This window comes from Streptomyces sp. SCL15-4 (assembly GCF_033366695.1).
GTDB lineage: Bacteria > Actinomycetota > Actinomycetes > Streptomycetales > Streptomycetaceae > Streptomyces.
Genome location: NZ_JAOBTQ010000001.1, coordinates 7,212,157 through 7,231,330 on the forward strand (window position 1 = coordinate 7,212,157; position 19,174 = coordinate 7,231,330).

The following is a 19,174-nucleotide window of genomic DNA, read 5'->3' on the forward strand; positions in this document are numbered from 1 at the left end:
GCCGCCGAGGCTGGCCACACCGTAACGGCTCAGGACCGGTTCGGGGACGGGATACGAAGGAACGGCACGATTCCGCTGGTCCGGCACCCGCACCGGCCGGACCCGGCGGGCACGCGACCGGCCGGGACGGCGCGCGGCGCGGTTATCCGGCGGGGCGTCGGGGCGGCGATGCGGTCCGGTGCACGGTCCGGGCGCCGGCTCACCGACGGTTGTCGCTGGTGAGCGGCCGGCCGCGGGCGCGGGCCGCCGCTGTCGGCGGTCCCGCCGGCCGCCGTACACTCACCCGGGTGACCGTCACCGCAACCTCCGTGGACCAGCCGGACCAGCTCCGTCCGCGCCCCGCGCCCTCCGGGCGCCGTGGCCGATTGCTGCGCCTGGTCCCGGCCGTCGCCGCCGTGCTCTGCGGAGTGCTGCTCTACGTCAGCTTCCCGCCGCGGACCCTGTGGTGGCTCGCCCTGCCCGCGTTCGCCGGTTTCGGCTGGCTGCTGCGCGGCCGGAGCTGGAAGGCCGCGCTCGGTCTCGGCTATCTGTTCGGACTCGGCTTCCTGCTGCCGTTGCTGGTGTGGACGAGCGTGGAGGTCGGGCCCCTGCCCTGGCTGGCCCTGGTCGCCGCCGAAGCGGTCTTCGTCGCCCTGGTCGGTGTCGGCGTCGCCGCCGTCTCCAGGCTGCCGGCCTGGCCGGTGTGGGCGGCCGCACTGTGGACGGCGGGCGAGGCGGCCCGCGCGCGCGTGCCCTTCGGCGGCTTTCCCTGGGGCAAGATCGCGTTCGGTCAGGCGGACGGTGTCTTCCTGCCGCTCGCCGCGGTGGGCGGCACACCCGTCCTCGGCTTCGCGGTCGTCCTGTGCGGCTTCGGCCTGTACGAGGCCGGGCGGCTGATCGCCGAGCGGCGCCGCACCCGGACCGTACGGCGCGCCGCCGCGACCGCCGCGCTGCTGAGCGTCGCCGTACCGGTGGCGGGCGCCGTCGCGGCCCGCGCGCTGGTGAGCGACCGGGCGGAGAACGGCACCGCGACCGTGGCGCTCGTCCAGGGCAACGTGCCGCGGGCCGGCCTGGAGTTCAACGCCCAGCGGCGGGCCGTGCTGGACTACCACGCGCGCGAGACGCACAAGCTCGCCGCCGACGTCCGGGCGGGCAAGGCCGCCCGCCCGGACTATGTGCTGTGGCCGGAGAACTCCTCCGACATCGACCCCTTCGAGTACCCGGACGCCGCCGCCGTCATCGAGCAGGCGGCCAAGGACATCGGCGTGCCCGTCTCCGTCGGCGGTGTGGTGGAGCGGGACGGCAAGCTGTTCAACGAGCAGATCCTCTGGGACCCGGCCAAGGGTCCGACGCAGACCTACGACAAGCGGCAGATCCAGCCCTTCGGCGAGTTCCTCCCGCTGCGCTCGCTCGTCGGCGCGATCAACAAGAGCTGGACCGAGATGGCCCGCCAGGACTTCACCCCGGGCACCGAGCCGGGCGTGTTCGACCTCGCCGGCAGGAAAGTGGGCCTGGCCACCTGCTACGAGGCCGCCTTCGACTGGGCCGTGCGCGACACGGTGACGCACGGCGCGGAGATGATCTCGGTGCCGAGCAACAACGCCACCTTCGACCGCAGCGAGATGACCTACCAGCAGCTCGCCATGTCCCGCGTCCGCGCCGTCGAGCACAGCCGCACCGTGACCGTGCCGGTGACCAGCGGGGTCAGCGCGGTGATCCTGCCGGACGGCCGGATCACCCGCAAGACCGGCATGTTCGTGCCCGCCTACCTGGTGCAGAAGGTGCCGCTGCGCACCTCCACGACACCCGCCACCGAGCTGGGCATCCTCCCGGAACTGGCGCTGGTGCTGGTCGCCGCGGGCGGGATCGGCTGGGCGATCGGCTCCGGCCTGCGCGCCCGGCGCATCGGCGACGCGTAGCCGCGCGCCTAGCCGCGCGCCCGGTCGTGCGGCCGGCTGCGAGCGCCCGGCAGGCCGGCGTGCGAGCGCCGGTGCGGTCGGTGTGCGAGCGGTGTGCGCCCGCCCGTGCGGCGGCGGGGTGCCTTCGCGCGGGCAGGCGGCGCGGTACGACCGTCGTACGACCCGGGAACCGGCCGGTGTGCCCGGTGCCGGCGGCTAGGGTCGGATCCATGGCTATCCCCGATTTCCTCCGCACGCTCAGGGCCTCCGCCGGGCAGCAGCTGATCTGGCTGCCCGGAATCAGCGCGATCGTCTTCGACGACGACGGCCGGGTGCTGCTCGGCCGGCGGACGGACACGCGCAAGTGGTCGGTGATCGGCGGCATTCCCGAGCCGGGCGAGCAGCCCGCGGCCTGCGCGGTACGCGAGGTCTTCGAGGAGACGGCGGTGCGCTGCGTGGCCGAGCGGGTGGTCCTGGTCCAGGCGCTGCCGCCGGTCACCTATCCCAACGGCGACATCTGCCAGTACATGGACATCACCCTGCGCTGCCGGGCGGTGGGCGGCGAGGCCCGGGTCAACGACGACGAGTCGCTGGAGGTCGGCTGGTTCGCGGTGGACGCGCTGCCCGAGCTGAACGAGTTCGGCCTCTTCCGGATCAAGCAGGCCATGTCCGATGCACCCACATGGTTCGACCCTATGACTGTCGGCTGAAGTATGGGTGGTGACCATATGTGGTGAGGGTGGGCTTCCACTTAGGGTCGGCCCATGACCTCGCCGACCCCTCTGCCCGCCGCCTTCCCGCCTGGTTCCGCCCGCACGCCCGGCTCCGCTCTCGGAGCCGGATCCGCGTCCGTGCCGGGGTCCGCCCCGGTGTCCGGACCCGGCCCCCGGCCCCAGCCCCTCGCCCTCGACCTCGGCGGCCGGACCGCGCTCGTCACCGGGGCCGCCGGCGGCATCGGCCGCGCCTGCGCGCTGCGGCTGGCCGCCGCCGGGGCCGAGGTGCGCGCCGTCGACCGGGACGCGGAAGGCCTGGACGAGCTGGTCCGGGAGGCGGAGCGGACCGGCGACCTGGCGGGCGCCGTCGTACCGCGGGTCGTGGACCTCACCGACCTGGACGCCGCCGAACGCGCCGCCGCCGGCACGGACGTCCTGGTCAACAACGCGGGACTGCAACTGGTACGGCCCATCGAGGAGTTCCCGCCCGAGGTGTTCCACACGGTGCTGACCGTGATGCTGGAGGCACCCTTCCGCCTGATCCGCGGCGCCCTCCCGCACATGTACGCGCAAGGCTGGGGACGGATCGTGAACGTGTCCTCCGTCCATGGGCTGCGCGCCTCGGCCTACAAGGCTGCCTATGTGGCCGCCAAACATGGTCTCGAAGGACTGTCCAAGACGGCCGCGCTGGAGGGCGCCGCCCACGGAGTGACCTCGAACTGTGTGAACCCGGCCTATGTGCGCACCCCGCTGGTCGAGAAGCAGATCGCCGACCAGGCGCGGGCCCACGGCATCCCCGAGGAACGCGTGGTGTCCGAGGTGCTGCTGAAGGACAGCGCGCTGCGGCGGCTCATCGAACCCGAGGAGGTGGCCGAGGCCGTGGCCTATCTGTGCAGCCCGCAGGCGTCCTTCGTCACCGGTACCTCGCTCGTCCTGGACGGCGGGTGGACGGCCCACTGACCGGCCCGGCACCACCGCTCCGGGAGTTTTCCACAGGCCTGCCGGGCCGGTGGCCGATACGGAATCCTGTGACCATGTCCCGCGATCACCTCCAGCCGGCGCCCGCCGGCAGCGCCGAGGTCCCGTACCTCGACCTGCTGGCCCGCGACGCCTCCGTAGAGGCATTCGAGCAGCCCGTCCTGCGCGCCCGGGCCGCCGCCGAGCCGGCCGCCCGGATCGCCGCGCTGGAAGAGGCCAGACTGCTCGCCCTGCGCGTGCGCGCCGAGCTGGAGGGACGGCGACGGCGCGAGGCGGAACTCTCGGCGCTCTTCGAGACCGCCCACGACCTCGCCGGACTGCGTGACGTGGACGCCGTGCTCCAGGCGATCGTGCAGCGCGCCCGCTCCCTGCTCGGCACGGACGTCGCCTACCTCAGCCTCAACGACCCGGCCCGCGGCGACACCTACATGCGGGTCACGGAGGGCTCCGTCTCCGCCCGTTTCCAGCAACTGCGCCTCGGCATGGGCGAAGGGCTCGGCGGACTCGTCGCCCAGACCGCGCGGCCGTACGTCACCGACGACTACTTCGAGGACGGCCGCTTCCAGCACACACACGCCATCGACGCCGGCGTCCGCGACGAGGGCCTGGTCGCCATCCTCGGCGTGCCCCTGATGCTCGGCCCGCACGTGATCGGCGTCCTGTTCGCGGCGGACCGGCGGGCGCGGGTCTTCGAACGCGGGCAGATCGCCCTGCTCGGCTCCTTCGCCGCCCTCGCCGCGGCGGCCATCGACACCGCCAACCTGCTCACCGAGACCCGCTCCGCCCTGGCCGGCCTGGAGCGCGCCAACGAGATCATCCGGGACCGCAGCGCCGTCATCGAGCGGGCCTCGGAGGTCCACGACCGGCTCGCCGAACTCGTCCTGCGCGGCGGCGGGGTGCACGACGTGGCCGCCGCCGTCTCCCAGGTCCTGGACGGCACCGTGACGTTCACCGAGGCCGCGGCGGCACCGGCCGAGGCGCTGGAGGCGTCCCGCGCCGAGGGACACGCCGTACGGCACGGCAAGGACTGGATCGCCGCCGTGGCCGCGGGCGGCGAACTCCTCGGCGCCCTGGTGCTGCGCGGCCACCCCGGCCTGGACCCGGTCGACCAGCGCACCCTGGAGCGGGCGGCGATGGTCACCTCCCTGCTGCTGCTCGCCCGCCGCTCCGCCGCCGAGGCCGAACAGCGGGTGCGCGGCGAGCTGCTGGACGACCTGCTCGACGCGCGCGACCGGGACCCGCGGCTGCTGCGCGAACGCGCCGGCCGTCTCCGGGCCGACCTGGACGCCACCCATGTCGTCCTCGCCGCCCGCCTCGACGGCCCGGCGGCCGACGCCGACGAGGAGGCCGCGGCCCGCCGCCGCCTGTGGTCCGCCGCCTCCCACCTCGCCGCCACCCGGCAGGGCCTGGCCGCGGCCCGCGACGGCGGCACCGTCCTGCTGCTGCCGCTCGACGCCGGGGACACCGCCACCGAGATGGCCCGCCGCACCGCCCGCCACCTGGGCACGGCCGTCCACCAGCCGGTCACCGTCGGCGCCTCCGCACCCGTCACCGACCTCGCCCGGCACCCGGAGACCGTCACCGCCGCCTACGCCGAGGGCCGCCGCTGCCTGGACGCGCTGCGCCTGCTGGGCCGGGCCGGGGACGGCGCGGCGGCCGAGGACTTCGGCTTCCTCGGCCTGCTCCTCGCGGGCGAACGGGACATCGCCGGCTTCGTCGAGCGGACCATCGGCCCGGTGGTGTCGTACGACGAACGGCGCGGCACGGAACTGGTGCGCACCCTCGATGCCTACTTCGAGGGCGGGACGAGCCCGGCGCGCACCAAGGACGCGCTGCACGTCCACGTGAACACGGTGGCCCAGCGGCTGGAGCGGGTGGGCCGCCTGCTGGGCGCGGACTGGCAGACACCGGCCCGCGCCCTGGAGATCCAACTGGCTCTGAGACTGCACCGGTTGGCGACGGCGGCACGCCACTGACCGGCCCCCGTACGGAGAGGCCGGCCGGCGTGCGCGTGGACCGTGTGTCGCGGGTCAGCGCGTCCGGGCCCGGGCGGCCGGACGCGCGCCGGAGGGCTCGCCGTCCTCGTCCGCGATCCGGCCCAGATCCCGGTGCCGCGTCTCGCGCGCGAGCCCTACGGCGACCAGGGTCAGCACCGCGGCGGCGATCACGTACAGCGCGATCGGGGTGGAGCTGTCGTAGTCGGAGAGCAGCGCGGTGGCGATGAGCGGGGCGGGCGCGCCGGCCGCCACGGAGGCGAACTGGGCGCCGATGGACGCACCCGAGTACCGCATGCGGGTCGCGAACATCTCGGCGAAGAACGCGGCCTGCGGTGCGTACATGGCGCCGTGCAGCACCAGCCCGACGGTCACGGCCAGGATCAGGTATCCGAACGAGCCGGTGTCCACGAGCGCGAAGAACGGGAACATCCACAGCCCGACACCGGCCGCGCCCAGCAGGTACACCGGCCGCCGCCCGACCCGGTCGGACAGCGCGCCCCAGGCCGGGATGACGGCGAAGTGCACGGCGGAGCCGATGAGCACGGCGTTGAGCGCGGTCTGCTTGGAGACGCCGGCCGAGGTGGTGGCGTAGACGAGGATGAACGCGGTGATGACGTAGTAGCTGATGTTCTCCGCCATCCGCGCGCCCATCGCCACCAGTACGTCCCGCCAGTGGTGGCGCAGCACGGAGACCAGCGGCGGCTGCTCGTCCGCCTGGGCCCGCCGCGCCTCGGCCCGCTCCAGGGCCTCCTTGAAGACCGGGGATTCGTCGACGGAGAGCCGGATCCACAGACCGACGAGCACGAGCACCCCGGAGAGCAGGAACGGGATCCGCCAGCCCCAGCTGCCGAAGGCGTCGTCGGACAGTACGGCGGTGAGCAGCGACAGCACACCGGTCGCGAGCAACTGCCCGGCCGGCGCGCCGGTCTGCGGCCACGAGGCCCAGAAGCCGCGCCGCCGCGCGTCGCCGTGCTCCGACACCAGCAGGACGGCTCCGCCCCACTCGCCGCCGAGCGCGAACCCCTGCACCAGCCGCAGCGCGGTGAGCAGCACCGGCGCGGCGCTGCCGACGGTGGCGTGCGTGGGCAGCAGCCCGATCGCGAACGTCGCACCGCCCATCAGCACCAGGCTGAGCACCAGCAGCTTCTTCCGCCCCAGCCGGTCACCGTAGTGCCCGAACACCAGCGCTCCCAGCGGCCGGGCGGCGAATCCGACGGCATACGTCAGAAACGACAGCAGCGTCCCGACGAGAGGATCGGAGCCCGGAAAGAACAACTTGTTGAACACCAGCGCGGCGGCGGAGCCGTACAGGAAGAAGTCGTACCACTCGATGGTGGTCCCGATGAGGCTGGCGGCGACGATCCTCGGGAGGCTGGCGGGGGGTGGGGGAGCGGTGGTTCCGGATGCCATGTGCGCCACTTCCTCGTGTGCGGTGGGGACGGGTACCTGTCGGCACACGGTAGGAAGACGCAGGTCAGGGGCACATGTGGTGGGGCACCATAGTTCGGGGAGCGGGTATGCGTGCGGCCACCATGCCGGGGCGGGGAGGGGCGGTTCGAGGGCTCGGAAGCGGGCGAGACCAGCACAGCTCCGAAATCCACCCCGCTCGCGGCGGCGCGGCCGCTCGCTCGGATTCGTTCTCACGGGCGGCAACACCAACGACTGCACTCGGTTCGAGCAGGTCATGACCGAGATCCGCGACGTCGTCGAACGCTGCTTCAACCGCCTCGAGCAATGGCGCGGCCCGGCCACCCGCTACGACAAGACCCGCGAGTCCAAGACGATCTCTAGTCCCGGATCCCCAGGTCTTCCCTCATCAGTGTCCGCATCGCTACCAGCCGGGGCTCCGCCTGCTTTACCTCGACGAGTAGGTGCTCTGCACTCTCGCCGTCACGCGCGAGGCCGCGGTCGATGCGCTTGGCCGCCGCGTCGATCTCGGCGAGCACCTTGTTGAGTTCTCGCGAGGACTCCATGATCCGCAAGGGGACGATCATTTGGGCTGCCGCGTAGCGGTCGCGGTACTCCCTGCGGGAATCCTCAAGACGGGTGCGGTCCTCCTCGGCATAGACGCCGTCACGGATGCGGTGCAGGGCGTCCTTGAGGAGCGTGTGAAATTGCTCAGAGGCACGGTTCATGGCCGTGTATGCCTCTCGCCGCTCCTCGAAGGACCTTCTCCGGTCGGCGATTTCGGCCTCGGCGGCGCGTTCGCGGGCGTTGAGGCGTTGCGGGAGTACCGAGCCGAGAAGCGCTCCACCGAGGCCAGCCGCCGCAGTGATCGCGGTCGCTATCGCGTCTGACATGCCCGGACCCTATCGCCATCCGCACTGACGCGGCTTCGTCGAGCCGTTCACGGCAGGGACGGCAGTGGCGTTCACCGGGTTGCGGGTTGATCAACGCGGCCGGGCTTCGTACCCTCGCTCGGTGGGACCTGACGACCTTCCGGCCCTTGAACTCGCCTTCCCGGGTCCGGAACGTGACCGTGGTGTGGCGGCGATCCTGAGCGGTCAGAAGACCGCGCTCACGGGTCTCCTGGAGATCTACGAGCACGCGGGAGAGGCGGTACCGATGTCCGGTCAGCGATTCTCGGTGCTGGATTCCGAAGGCCGTCCGGCCGTCACGATCGAGCTCGTCGACGTGCGCGTCGTACCCATGAAGGAGATCGACGACGACTTCGCGCGAGCCGAGGGGCGCGGCTACTGTGACGTGGCCGAGTGGCGGGCGGCCCACGAAGAGTTCTTCCGGAGCGATGGCGTGAGCGAGTACCTGGGACGCACCCCGGTCATCGATGACGACACTCTTGTCGTTGCGGAACGCCTCCGAGTGGTCGAGCCCTACGACTCGGATGGTCCGTGACCCGCGTCCGACTCGACGGGGGTCCGGGAGGATCGATCGGACAGGCCCAGGTGGGCTGCCCGGGGTCGCCGCGGGTGACGCGGCGCAGGACCGAACTCGGCGGAATCCCGCGGCCGGTCCAGCGCACGGTGGTGCCCGTCCCGGCCGTGCTGCGATTTTCGGCACTTTACAGGGCCGCCGGCCCGGCGGGTGCTCTCCGTCCGATACCGCCGGGCCCGGGTTTTCTTGGGGGTTGCGGTGGGGCAACCGCGGGGGCGCAACTGTTGTCGGTTGCGGGGCAGCGGCTGCGGTCAGGCTGTGGTGCAGGTCCTGCCGCTGAGGGTGAAGGCGGTCGGGGCAGTGTTCGTGGCGCCCCTGTTGGCGATGAAACCGAGAGTGACGGAACCGCCGGCGGTGATGGTGTCGGTGTAGGAGGCGGGGATCACGCTCACGGAGCCGCCTGTCTGGGCGGGGGTTCCGCCCCACATGTTGTTGATGGTCTGGCCGTTGGCGAAGGTGAAGTCGAGCTTCCAGTTGCTGACGGCGGCGGCGCCGGTGTTGCGGATGGTGATCTCGCTCTGGAAGCCGCTTCCCCAGTCCCCCACCAAGCGGTAGCCGACGGAGCAGGTGCCCGCCGGGGTGCCGGTGGTGGTAACGGTAACGGTGGCCGAGCGGGTGGAGCGGTTGCCGGCCGCGTCCTTGGCGTAGACGGCGAAGGTGTAGGCCGTGTTGCCGGACAGCCCTGTGACCGTGGCCCGGTTGGACGCCGAGTCGGCCACCCGCGTCTCGGTGCCGCCGGTGACAAGGACGACGTCGTAGCCGGTGACACCCACGTTGTCCGTGGAGGCCGCCCAGCTCAAGGTCGCGGAGGTGGCCGTCACCTCGGAGGCGGTGGGAGTCCCCGGAGCGGTGGGCGCAGCGGTGTCACCGCCGGGATCACCGGGGGCCTGGCTGAGCAGGTGCGCCTTGAACCCCTCACCGTAGGTGCTGGTCGGTGTGCCGTTCCAGTCCTCGATGAGCACATTGCCACCGCTGCAACCCCAAGGGTTCCAGGTCCAGGCCGTGTACCCGACCTTGTTGGCGTCCGCCCAGGCCATCACCTGGTCGATGTAGTCATGGGCGCAGGTGTTCTGACCGATCTCGCCGGCCTGGACCGGCACCTGGGCGGCGACCGCTCCGATGCTGCCGTCCCAGCACGCGGTGGTCACGCAGCCGTTGAAGTTGTAGGAGTGCCATGAGGCCATCAGATTGCCGGTGGGGTCGGCCGGTTTGAATTCCAGCCACCGGCTCAGGTTGTTCGTCCACTCCAGACCGCCGGCCATGATCACGTTGGTGGCACCGGTGGCGCGTACCGCGTTGACGAGGGTCTGCATGCCCGCGACCGGGTAGGTGATCCCGGCGCAGGTGCCGCCGTCACGCAGACAGGTCCATGCGGCCGTGGCGTCGGACCAGTTGTTGGCCGCGTCCGGGTACGGCTCGTTGAACAGGTCGAAGACGACCGCTCCGTTCCCCTTGAACATCGTGGCCACCTCGGACCAGAACGTGGGGGCGTAGCGCGCGTCCGGCATCGGCTTCTGACAGGTGGCCGCGACGTCCGGGCAGCCTCCGCCGGGTCCGGCGTACTCGCCCCAAGTCCAGTGCAGGTCGAGGATCACGTTGATGCCGTTGGCCACCAGGAGGTCCGCGTAGGTCTTGACCGCCTGCTGGTACGCCGCCGCGCTGGGCGCTGTCGGAGGTAAGTTCCCGGTGCCCAGCCAGCACTCCTCGTTCAGCGGGATCCGGACAGTGTTGATCTTCCATGCCTTCATCGCGTCGACGGCCGCCTGGTCCGTCGGCCCGTCGAATATCTCCTTGCCCTGGACACAGCCGAACTCCCCGCCGGACCGGTTGACGCCCAGCGGGCGGAACGTGGAATTGGACCCGGTGACCAGGCGGTTGCCCGACACGTGCAGGGCCGGCGCCGCGGCGAGTGCCGATGCCCTGCCGTCTGCGGCGGACCGACCGGCCGCCGGCGAGGCGACCGCCGAGGCCGGGCCGGCGCATACGGCCACCGAACCCGCCATAAGCACTCCGACAACGCCGAAAGCCCGAAGGGCTCTTCGCATGCTCATCGCACTCTCCCTCAACGCACGTATATGACCGATCACTCCCTATGGGACCGTCCGGCGAGAGACCGGCCGCAGAGCGGGTGCCACAGTGGGCAATGCGCCTCTGCCTGGCTGGATGACCTTCGATACCGCGCATGACGCTGCGTCTATGGGAGCGCTCCCATGGACAGTGAGCGTAGACGCGCCGGGCAACCGGACGGAAGCTCCCTGCAGGACTTGTTTCCGATGTCGAACCCTGAGGCTTGCGAAGCGGGCAGAGGAGGGTGGTCGACGAGAGGGGGATGGGGGTGATTCATGCGCGCGACAAAAGTCCGAATGGCTCAGCCTCTGTACAAGTCCAGAGCGGTCGGCGGCTTCTGGACACCACAGGCCCCCGGCACTGCCGTCCGGGTGGAGCTGCCTGGGGCTCGTCCAGCACCTCGCGCTCGATGTCGAGCGGTTCTGGTTCCGTGCCGTCGTCACCGGCGATCCCGCCGTCATCGAAGCCCTCGATGACATCGACGAGGCCTGGCAGGTGGCCCCCGACGTATCGCATACCGAGGTGCTCGACCGATATCGCGCGGAGGCGGACCTCACAAACACCGCCGTCGCCGCTGCCGGCGCGGACACCCCTCTGGCCTGGTGGCCCCTCCACCTCTTCGGCGAACCGCACTTGCACACCGTTCGGGACGTCCTGCTGCACGTCATCGCCGAGACCGCATGCCACGCCGGACGTCTCGACGCCGCACGAGAACGTATCGACGGCCGACACTTGATGGTTCTGACCCGAACCCGACCGCGGCCCCGTGAAAGGGACGACCGCGCGGGTGGCGAAGCCGGCGTATTCCGTTCCGTCGCGGTGGTCCTTGCCGGGGCTGGAGGCCGCCCGGCCGAGAACCTTGTGGCCGCCGTCGGGGATGCGTCCGAGTTTCCTGACGTCGATGTGGACCGGCTCACCGGGCCGGTCGCGTGCGTAGCGGCGTACGGGTGCCGATCCCGACCCGTGGCACGGATTCCGGACCCTGGTCGAGTGGATCTGTGACTCCCCGCGCGCAGCCGGGGCTTCGCCGACGCTTTCATGACGGCGTGCCCCGAGGCCGAGGACTCCGCCGCCGACGGTGAGGACCCTGTGCGCGGTCGGCGAACCGGCCCGCCGCGCCTAGGAGACCGGCCGGCTGCACCCCGGCTTCGTCGTGGACGACCTGATCCTCATGCTCATGGCCCACCGGGGCTCCGAGAACGCCGCACCAGAGACGGGAGCGCCTGCACCGCTGCCGTCGGCACCCCGCCTACGACTCACGCACTCGCCCGGCTCGCTGTGCATCCGTCACCCGTCCGACCTGCTCGGCGCCGACGTGCGTGCCGTGTGCCCGGCGCCGATGCGCTGGGTGAGGAAGAGGGCCGCGCGGTCCAGTGCCTCGTCGGCCTCGTCCAGCATGCCGGCGAACGCCTGGAACACGTGCGGTACGTCGGCGGTGATGTCCAGGATGACGTCCACCCCGGCCGCCCTGGCGCGCGCGGCAAGGCGCGTGGAGTCGTCCAGGAGGATCTCGTTCGTGCCCGCCTGGACCAGCATCGGCGGGAATCCGGTCAGGTCGGCGAGGACGGCGGGGCTGAGCAGGGGCTGGTGGGGATCGGCTCCGGCGAGGTAGAGGGCCCCGGTGCGTTCGACGTCCTTCCGGGTGAAGATCGGGTCGACGCCTTCCTTGGTGGTCATGCTCTCGCCCGTGCGGGTGGCGTCGAGGCCCGGGGAGAACGCCACGATGGCGGCGGGCAGTGGGAGGCCCGCGTCCCGGGCGGCGAGGCAGGTGGTGACGGTGAGGCCGCCGCCGGCGGATTCGCCGGCGAAAGCGATGGTCGAGGGGTCGGTGCCGCTGTCGAGCAGGGCGCGGTAGGCGCTCAGGGAGTCTTCGATCGCGGCGGGAAAAGGGTGCTCGGGGGCGAGCCGGTAGTCCGGCGAGTACGCGCTGAAGCCGGTCTTGGCCACGAGGTGTCCCGTGAGCGATAGGGCGGTCTCGGGGGAGCCGTACACCCAGCCGCCGCCGTGGAAGTACAGGATCGTTCCGGTGCCTGCCCCGTTGTCCGGCTCGACTTGTAGGGCGGGTCGGTTTCCGAGCGTCGTCGGTGTGGTGCGTATGCCGCCGGGCACGATCATCTGGGCCATCAGTGCCTTGAACCCGGCGCGGAGTGCCTCGACCGACCGGGGGCCCTCGGGTCGTTGCTGTCGCAGCATCGCGTCGATCCGGGCCCGTTGTTCCTTGCTCATGGGTGTGCTCCCGCCCTAGGTGGATTCCAGTACACTATATGCCGTGGAATCTAAATTTGGCGATGGCGTGATCGACCTTCCCGGCTTCTTCTCCGATCTGGTCCGATGCGAGACGCGTCTCTACAACGCCCTCAACGACCGTCTCCGCGAGCGGCACGCCATCGTGACCTCGCAGTTCGAGGCCCTGCGCTACCTGCGTGACCATCCCGGATCCCGCGTGGCGGACCTCGCCGCCGAGTTCGCCATCGGCGTCGGCGCGGCCAGCAAGAGCGTCGACCGTCTGGAGAAGCAGGGATGGCTCGTCCGGCAGCCGAACCCCTCCGACCGCCGGTCGTCACTGCTGGCCCTCACCGACGACGGCTCGCAGCTCGTCGACGCGGCCGAGCAGACCTTCGGCGGCGTACTCGCCGAGTTGCTCGGAGACACGCTCCGCGGCCCCTCCGCTGCGGCCGTCGTCCACGTCGTCGCGACGCTGCGCTCCGTGCTCGAACGCGGCCAGATCGGCACACCGACAGGCTGACGGACACCGCCCCGCCCGGGGCGGGCGGCGGCACCCCGCCCGCCCGCGGGTACGACGAACCGCCTTCCCGTCGCCGGCCTTCCGGTCAGCGGAAGGCACCCTGTTCGCCGGCCCGTGACCGCAGCACTCTGGAAATCCACGGCGCCCACTCCGGCCCTCGGGGTAATGGCGCCCGAAACCCACGACCCCGCTCCGCAATCCGTCGATGCGTCGGGTTCGCCCGCACGCCAGGGAGATGACGATGACGACGACGTCATTCGCGCGCAACCAGTGGTACGTGGCCGCCTACGGCAGCGAGATCGGGCGGCAGCTGTTCACCCGGACCGTCTGCGGCGAGCCGATCCTTCTGTGGCGTACGGAAGCGGGCGAGGTCACCGCCATGGCCGACCGCTGCGTACACCGCCGTTTCCCGCTCTCCGAGAAGCCGAGCCGGCTGGACGGCGACACGGTCGTCTGCGGCTACCACGGCTTCACCTACGGAGCCGACGGCGTGTGCGTGCGGGTGCCCGGCCAGAAGCGTGTGCCGCGCACCGCCCGGCTCGCCTCCTACCCCGTCAAGGAGCAGGACTCCTTCGTGTGGGTGTGGATCGGCGACAAGGAAAAGGCCGACGAGGCACTCGTCCCCCGCGCCCCCTGGCTGGACTCGCCCGACTACACCACCGTCAGCGGCATGGAACCGCTGGCGGCCCGTCACGGCCTCCTCGTCGACAACCTGCTCGACCTGTCCCACGAGACGTACCTGCACGGCGGCTACATCGGCACCCCCGAGGTCGCCGAGACCCCCATCACCACCGAGGTCGACGAGAAGGCGGGCGTCGTGCGCGTCAGCCGCCACATGGACGACGCGGACTGCCCGCCGTTCTACGCCAGGTCCACCGGCATCAGCGGCCGTATCACGCGCTGGCAGGACATCGAGTACCACGCTCCCTGCCTGTACCTGCTGCACTCGCGCATCGCTCCCGTCGGCGCACCCGGCCCGGGCGCGGACGGCGGCGACCCGGCCGCCTTCCACGTCGAGGTCGTCTACGCCATCACCCCCGAAACCGAGTCCACCACCCACGACTTCTGGGCCGTGGCCCGCGACTTCGCCCTGGACGACCAGGGGGTCTCCGACTTCCTGTACGAGAACAACCGCACCGTCGTCCTCCAGGACGTCGTCGCCCTGAACAAGCTGGAGCGGGTCGTCGCCTCCGAGCCGGCCGGGACGCAGGAACTCAGTGTCAGCATCGACACCGGTGGCCTGGCCGCCCGCCGCATCCTCAAGCGGCTCGCCGAGGCCGGCGCGACCGAGTCCGCGGCGGCCGTCCGATGAGTCCGCGGCCCACGACGCCGCCCGCCCGCCCGGGCGGGCACCCGGAACACGGGCCCGCCCCCGCCCCGTCCACCGCACCCGAGCCCGAACTCGACCTCGTCGTGACCCGCCGCGCGGACGAGGCCGACGGTGTGGTCTCGCTCGACCTGCGACGGGCCGACGGCGCCCCGCTGCCCGCCTGGACGCCCGGCGCGCACATCGACCTGGTGCTCGCTCCGGATCTCGTACGGCAGTACTCGCTGTGTTCCTCGCCGAAGGACGTGCACGTATGGCGCGTCGCCGTCCTGCGGGAGACGGAAGGCCGCGGCGGTTCCCTGCACGTGCACGGCAAGCTGTCCGAGGGCGCACCGGTCCGGGCGCGCGGCCCGCGCAACCACTTTCCCCTCGAGGACGCCGAGAAGTACCTCTTCATCGCCGGCGGCATCGGCATCACGCCGATCGTCCCGATGCTGGAGCGGGCCGAACGGCAGGGCCGCGCATGGGAGTTGGTCTACGGCGGGCGGACGCTCGGGTCGATGGCCTTCCGCGACGCACTCGTCACGCGGTACGGGGAGCGGGTGCGCGTCCGGCCCGAGGACGTGTACGGGCTCCTCGACCTGGACGCGCTCCTGAGGGCACCGCGTCCCGGAACGCTCGTCTACTGCTGCGGACCCGAACCGCTGCTCAAGGCCGTCGAGGAGCGGTGCGCCGACTGGCCGGCCGGCACTCTCCATGTCGAGCGGTTCACGCCGAAGGAGCTTCAGGTGCCCGTGCGGGACGGGGCGTTCGAGGCGGAGCTGGCGCGGGCCGGCATCACGGTGACCGTCCCGCCGGAAAAGTCCGTGCTCGAGGCGGTCGAGGAGGCCGGTGTGCAGGTCCTCTCCTCCTGCCGGGAGGGAACGTGCGGCACCTGCGAGACGGCCGTGCTCGAAGGCACGGTCGACCACCGTGACTCCCTCCTCACCCCGGCCGAGCAGGAGGCGCACGACACGATGATGATCTGCGTCTCCCGTGCGGCGTGCCCGAGGCTCGTCCTGGATCTCTGACGTCCGGCGCCGCCCGGGATTCGTCCCGGACCTCCGGCGATCGTGTGACGGGCCGGTGTGACGGCCGGGGCATGCCGCCGGGCCGACCCGCACCGAAGGCCCTGCGCGGCGCCGCACCGCGCTGACGCGGCCCGGACACGCCGGTCACGGCCGGCTGCCTCCGGACCGAGGCGGCCGAGGGAAGGCCGGGAGCCGGCTCGCGAGGGCCTGCGCAACCCGCCCGCGCCCCGGGGACCGCCACGTTCGTGGTTGCCGGGGCTTTCCGCTGCCTGGCGGACCGCTCGCCGACCGACCGGCGTCCCGTGGCCCGAATACTCGCCGCAGCATTGACGGCCGTCATGGCTCTGCCTAGCTTTTCGGTGTCGTGCCCGAGTCCGCTGTGGAGCGGCGCGCACCCGAACAAGGAGGTCCGCATGCAGCGCCGAGCCCCGGCCGACAGCTGTTCGGTGACGGCCAGGGCTCTGCAGGTGCTGGAAGCCTTCGCTCCGGACCGGCCCGCCCTGCGGCTCGCCGAGATCTCCCGCCACACCGGCCTGCCCCTCACCACCACCCACCGGCTGGTGAAGGAGCTGGTCGGCTGGGGCGCGCTCGAACGCGAGGCGGACGGCGGCTACCGCATCGGACTGCGGCTGTGGGAAATCGCCTCGCTCGCCCCGCGGGGCCTCGGCCTGCGCGAGGCTGCCCTGCCGTACCTCTCCGACCTCGGGCACCTCACCCGCGAGAACGTGCAGCTCGCCGTCCGCGAGGAGCTGTCCGTCGTCTACGTGGAGCGTCTCGCCGGCCGGGACGCGGTCCGGGTCCTCACCCGCGTCGGCGGGCGATTCGACCTCGCGCCCACCGGCGTCGGTCTCGTCCTGCTCGCCCACGCACCCCGGGAGGTCCAGGAACGGGTGCTCTCCCGGCCGTTCGTCCGGCACACGGAAAAGACCCTGTGCACGCCGGACGAGGTCCGCCGCGCTCTCGCCGAAGTGCGCCGCACCGGGGTCGCCATCAGCGACCGGCAGGTGACGATGGACGCCATGTCGGTCGCCGCGCCCGTGTGCGGGCCGGACAACACCGCCGTCGCGGCCGTCTCCGTCGTCGCCCACGCCGACGCCGTGAACCCGCATGCCCTCGTCCCGCTGGTGCGGGTCGCGGCGCGCGGGATTTCACGCTCCCTCGGGGCACGGCTCAGGTCCTCGGTCGCCTGACGGACACGGTCGGATCATCTGACGGCCGGAGACGGGCCAGGCCGACCGGGCGGCTACGGCGACTCACCTTGCCGGCACGGCACGGCGCGGCGGGACGGGCCCGGCGGACGGGTCCGCGCCGCCTGACCGGTGTGCTCCGACGGCCGGCGCGGCCCCCGGCGACCGGACCACAGGACCACCATCGAACGCAGGGCGTTCAGCGCACGGTCATGAGCCGCCGCCTGGCGACGCCACACCGCGGGCGGGCGGGGACCGGCCCGCGGTCGGCCACTTGTACTTCGTCCGGCGCGGCCACCGGGCGCGACTTGCCCGGCGCCATGTCCGGCGCTGCGTCGTGACCCGGGCACACCCGCGCTCGATGTCGCCGGGCGCCGGCAAGCGGGCAGGTCATGCGGATCGACCGGTCTCCTTCCGGTCCGACGGCCGACTCGCGCGTGTGAGGCGGCGGCTTCCATGGCACTCGCCCGGTGCGGGCCGCATGGCCTGACCGTGCGTCCCGCGCAAAGCCGTGGTGTACCGCCGGACGGAGGATGGTGCCGAGGTGACCGGGAGCAGCCGTCTCACAGCGTGGTCCAGCGCGTGAAACGCGGTAAGCGGTACGCCGTTGCCGCCTCCGGACAGTGGATCGACGAGGAGGACGGCCGCCGCAGGCTGCCCGCCGGCGAGGTGCACGCCTGGGAGCCGGGCCGGAACGAGAGCGTGTGCGGGCTGTCTCTCAGCCGCTCGCGACTCGCGCGCTTCCCGCACGTCGGCTGGTCCGAGACCTTCCCGGAATCCGGCGGCGCGGCCGACCGGGTGCAGCGGGTGTGCCACCGCTGCGCCTCCGTGGCCGGGCGCCGCGGCGGTGACGCGCGGCCACGGTGGCACCGCGTCCGTCCCCGGCCGTGAGCGCCGCGCCGGCGGCCGCGAGGACTCTCGCCGGACGACGCCGGACAGATAGCGCGACGAAGCCGGGGTACTCGCCGACGGGCAGGCGCTCGTCCGGGCAGGAACGCCCGCCCGCCTGCCGCCAACGGCCACACCGGCACGCTCATGTGTGAGGTCGCGCTCTCCGAGGAGCATCCCTGCTTAGCAACGCGCCTGGTGGGAAGTCGGAGGTGCACAGCCCGTCCGGGTGAGGCAGTCGGCGTTCCCCCGTCACCTGAGGAGTACCGTGACCGTTCGCATCGGAGTGGAAGAAGAGTTCCACATCGTCGAGGTGGAGACGGGCCGGCTCGCGCCGCGAGCCAACACCATGCTGGAGAAGCTTCCCGCAGGCACCTTCACGACGGAACTGCAGCAGGCGACCGTCGAGTCGAACAGCGGTGTGCACGAGTCCCTGGCGGGTCTGTACGACGACGTGATCAATACCAGACGCAGGCTCGATGCCACGGCGAGCGAACACGGGCTGGCCGTGGTGGCCGCCGGCACCGTGCCGCTCGCCCGCACGCAGGACACCCGCCCGACCGCCGGGCGCCGCTATCGCCACATGGTCGACGAATACCGCATGATCGCCGACGAGCAGCTGATCTGCGGAACCCACGTCCACGTCGACGTGCCCGACCGCGACCTGGCCGTGCGCCTCATGTGCGAGGTGTCCCCGTGGCTGCACGTCCTGCTGGCCCTGTCCGCCAGTTCTCCCTTCTGGCTGGGCGCCGACACCGGCTATGCCAGCTGGCGGACCATGGTGTGGCAGCGCTGGCCCACCGCGGGCCCGCCGGGATGCTTCGCCGACGCCGCCGAGTACGACGCGGCCGTGCGGTGCCTGATCGACTCGGGTGTCATCAGCGACGCCGGGATGATCTACCACGACATCCGGCCGTCCGCCCACCAGCAGACCCTCGAACTGCGCATCTGCGACGCCTGTCCCCGGCCGGAAACGGTCGTGCTGGTCGCCGGGCTCTACCGCGCCCTGGTGACCGAGGCCCGCGAGCGGCTGGAAGCGGCGGACGCGCCCGCCTGCGCCGGACGGCACGAGTGGCTGCGCGCCGCTTCCTGGCGGGCCGCGCGCTCGGGCCTGGAAGGTGCCCTGATCGATCCCGGGACCCGGCACGAGGCACCCGCGGCCCAGGTCGTACGGCGCCTGCTGGAGCGGGTGCGCCCGGCGCTCGAGGCCGCCGGGGACTGGCCCACGGTCCGGGACCTCGCAAAGCGGGCCCTCGCGGCCGGCAGCGCCGCCCACCGCATGCGCCGCACCGCCGAAGAGGACGACCTGCTCGCCTGCACCGATCTGGCGATCGCGGAGACCCGCGGCGACGACCATCCGCGCCGACGGCCCGCCGCTCCCGCCCGGCACCTCACCTCCCCGGGGCGGCCCGTCGCCCGCCCCGCCAAGGCCGCCCGGGCCAGGACCGCCGGCCGCTGAGCGCGCGCCACATCCCGTACACACCCTCATCGC

The 19,174-nt window shown here is 72.3% G+C and carries 15 protein-coding genes and 3 pseudogenes; 13 read left to right on the forward strand and 5 right to left on the reverse strand.

Translation table 11 applies throughout. The features are described from left to right. The first annotated feature begins 287 nt into the window (after positions 1–287). The 4 genes from lnt (at position 288) to SCK26_RS32520 (ending at position 5,544) form a co-directional block, all read left to right on the forward strand. Positions 288–1,898 carry an apolipoprotein N-acyltransferase gene (gene lnt / locus SCK26_RS32505; protein WP_318204919.1) on the forward strand — a complete coding sequence of 537 codons (1,611 nt, stop codon included), beginning with the start codon at positions 288–290 and terminating at the stop codon, positions 1,896–1,898. Positions 1,899–2,107: 209 nt separating this feature from the next. Further along, positions 2,108–2,587 (forward strand): NUDIX hydrolase, encoded by a 480-nt coding sequence (locus tag SCK26_RS32510; protein ID WP_318204920.1) that lies wholly within the window; start codon positions 2,108–2,110, stop codon positions 2,585–2,587. A gap of 54 nt (positions 2,588–2,641) precedes the next feature. Then, entirely contained in the window at positions 2,642–3,550 is a 909-nt protein-coding gene (locus tag SCK26_RS32515; protein ID WP_318204921.1) for a 3-hydroxybutyrate dehydrogenase, read from the forward strand. 74 nt (positions 3,551–3,624) lie between these two features. Then, positions 3,625–5,544: a helix-turn-helix domain-containing protein gene (locus tag SCK26_RS32520; RefSeq protein WP_318204922.1), complete on the forward strand. Its 1,920-nt coding sequence runs from the start codon at positions 3,625–3,627 to the stop codon at positions 5,542–5,544. A 54-nt stretch (positions 5,545–5,598) separates the two neighbouring features. Here the strand turns inward: SCK26_RS32520 and SCK26_RS32525 are convergent, their stop codons facing one another. Next, positions 5,599–6,975: an MFS transporter gene (locus SCK26_RS32525; protein WP_318204923.1), complete on the reverse strand. Its 1,377-nt coding sequence runs from the start codon at positions 6,973–6,975 to the stop codon at positions 5,599–5,601. A gap of 377 nt (positions 6,976–7,352) precedes the next feature. Beyond that, the gene (locus SCK26_RS32530) at positions 7,353–7,865 is read right to left on the reverse strand and encodes a hypothetical protein (RefSeq protein ID WP_318204924.1); all 513 of its coding nucleotides are present in this window, start codon (positions 7,863–7,865) and stop codon (positions 7,353–7,355) included. A gap of 121 nt (positions 7,866–7,986) precedes the next feature. Between SCK26_RS32530 and SCK26_RS32535 the strand changes: the two genes are divergently transcribed. Then, complete coding sequence (locus SCK26_RS32535) at positions 7,987–8,418, forward strand: ASCH domain-containing protein (protein WP_318204925.1); 432 nt, start codon at positions 7,987–7,989, stop codon at positions 8,416–8,418. 290 nt (positions 8,419–8,708) lie between these two features. Here the strand turns inward: SCK26_RS32535 and SCK26_RS32540 are convergent, their stop codons facing one another. After that, complete coding sequence (locus tag SCK26_RS32540; RefSeq protein ID WP_318204926.1) at positions 8,709–10,448, reverse strand: cellulase family glycosylhydrolase; 1,740 nt, start codon at positions 10,446–10,448, stop codon at positions 8,709–8,711. A 205-nt stretch (positions 10,449–10,653) separates the two neighbouring features. Here SCK26_RS32540 and SCK26_RS32545 point away from each other — a divergent pair. Then, positions 10,654–11,238: pseudogene (locus SCK26_RS32545) on the forward strand (DUF664 domain-containing protein); the annotation flags it as partial. A 126-nt stretch (positions 11,239–11,364) separates the two neighbouring features. Here SCK26_RS32545 and SCK26_RS32550 read toward each other — a convergent pair. Continuing rightward, a pseudogene (locus tag SCK26_RS32550) lies at positions 11,365–11,469 on the reverse strand (IS481 family transposase); the annotation flags it as partial. A 4-nt stretch (positions 11,470–11,473) separates the two neighbouring features. On the opposite strand from SCK26_RS32550, the pseudogene SCK26_RS32555 reads away from it, so the two are divergent. After that, positions 11,474–11,776 (forward strand): annotated as a pseudogene (locus tag SCK26_RS32555) (TetR/AcrR family transcriptional regulator); the annotation flags it as partial. A gap of 35 nt (positions 11,777–11,811) precedes the next feature. On the opposite strand, the gene SCK26_RS32560 reads toward SCK26_RS32555, so the two are convergent. Further along, a complete protein-coding gene (locus SCK26_RS32560) occupies positions 11,812–12,750 on the reverse strand; it encodes an alpha/beta hydrolase (RefSeq protein WP_318204927.1) in 939 nt (312 codons plus the stop codon). A gap of 67 nt (positions 12,751–12,817) precedes the next feature. Between SCK26_RS32560 and SCK26_RS32565 the strand changes: the two genes are divergently transcribed. The 6 genes from SCK26_RS32565 to SCK26_RS32590 all read left to right on the forward strand — a co-directional run bounded on the left by SCK26_RS32565 (position 12,818) and on the right by SCK26_RS32590 (position 19,141). Next, positions 12,818–13,270 carry a MarR family winged helix-turn-helix transcriptional regulator gene (locus SCK26_RS32565; protein ID WP_318204928.1) on the forward strand — a complete coding sequence of 151 codons (453 nt, stop codon included), beginning with the start codon at positions 12,818–12,820 and terminating at the stop codon, positions 13,268–13,270. Positions 13,271–13,511: 241 nt separating this feature from the next. Next, a complete protein-coding gene (locus SCK26_RS32570) occupies positions 13,512–14,582 on the forward strand; it encodes an aromatic ring-hydroxylating dioxygenase subunit alpha (protein WP_318204929.1) in 1,071 nt (356 codons plus the stop codon). Next, complete coding sequence (locus tag SCK26_RS32575; RefSeq protein ID WP_318204930.1) at positions 14,579–15,607, forward strand: PDR/VanB family oxidoreductase; 1,029 nt, start codon at positions 14,579–14,581, stop codon at positions 15,605–15,607. The genes SCK26_RS32570 and SCK26_RS32575 overlap by 4 nt, the downstream gene beginning before the upstream one ends. A 413-nt stretch (positions 15,608–16,020) precedes the next feature. Then, positions 16,021–16,797 carry an IclR family transcriptional regulator gene (locus tag SCK26_RS32580; RefSeq protein ID WP_318204931.1) on the forward strand — a complete coding sequence of 259 codons (777 nt, stop codon included), beginning with the start codon at positions 16,021–16,023 and terminating at the stop codon, positions 16,795–16,797. Between the two features lie 579 nt (positions 16,798–17,376). Further along, positions 17,377–17,685, forward strand: a complete 309-nt coding sequence (locus SCK26_RS32585) for a hypothetical protein (RefSeq protein ID WP_318204932.1) — start codon at positions 17,377–17,379, stop codon at positions 17,683–17,685. 265 nt (positions 17,686–17,950) lie between these two features. Then, positions 17,951–19,141, forward strand: a complete 1,191-nt coding sequence (locus SCK26_RS32590) for a glutamate--cysteine ligase (protein WP_318204933.1) — start codon at positions 17,951–17,953, stop codon at positions 19,139–19,141. Positions 19,142–19,174: the final 33 nt, after the last annotated feature.

Bases quoted from the DNA above. Each gene is read 5' to 3' on its own strand.
- SCK26_RS32560 (WP_318204927.1), bottom strand. From the start codon at position 12,750: ATGAGCAAGGAACAACGGGCCCGGATCGACGCGATGCTGCGACAGCAA.
- SCK26_RS32530 (WP_318204924.1), bottom strand. From the start codon at position 7,865: ATGTCAGACGCGATAGCGACCGCGATCACTGCGGCGGCTGGCCTCGGT.
- SCK26_RS32570 (WP_318204929.1), top strand. From the start codon at position 13,512: ATGACGACGACGTCATTCGCGCGCAACCAGTGGTACGTGGCCGCCTAC.
- SCK26_RS32520 (WP_318204922.1), top strand. From the start codon at position 3,625: ATGTCCCGCGATCACCTCCAGCCGGCGCCCGCCGGCAGCGCCGAGGTC.
- SCK26_RS32575 (WP_318204930.1), top strand. From the start codon at position 14,579: ATGAGTCCGCGGCCCACGACGCCGCCCGCCCGCCCGGGCGGGCACCCG.
- SCK26_RS32525 (WP_318204923.1), bottom strand. From the start codon at position 6,975: ATGGCATCCGGAACCACCGCTCCCCCACCCCCCGCCAGCCTCCCGAGG.
- SCK26_RS32515 (WP_318204921.1), top strand. From the start codon at position 2,642: ATGACCTCGCCGACCCCTCTGCCCGCCGCCTTCCCGCCTGGTTCCGCC.
- SCK26_RS32580 (WP_318204931.1), top strand. From the start codon at position 16,021: ATGCAGCGCCGAGCCCCGGCCGACAGCTGTTCGGTGACGGCCAGGGCT.
- SCK26_RS32510 (WP_318204920.1), top strand. From the start codon at position 2,108: ATGGCTATCCCCGATTTCCTCCGCACGCTCAGGGCCTCCGCCGGGCAG.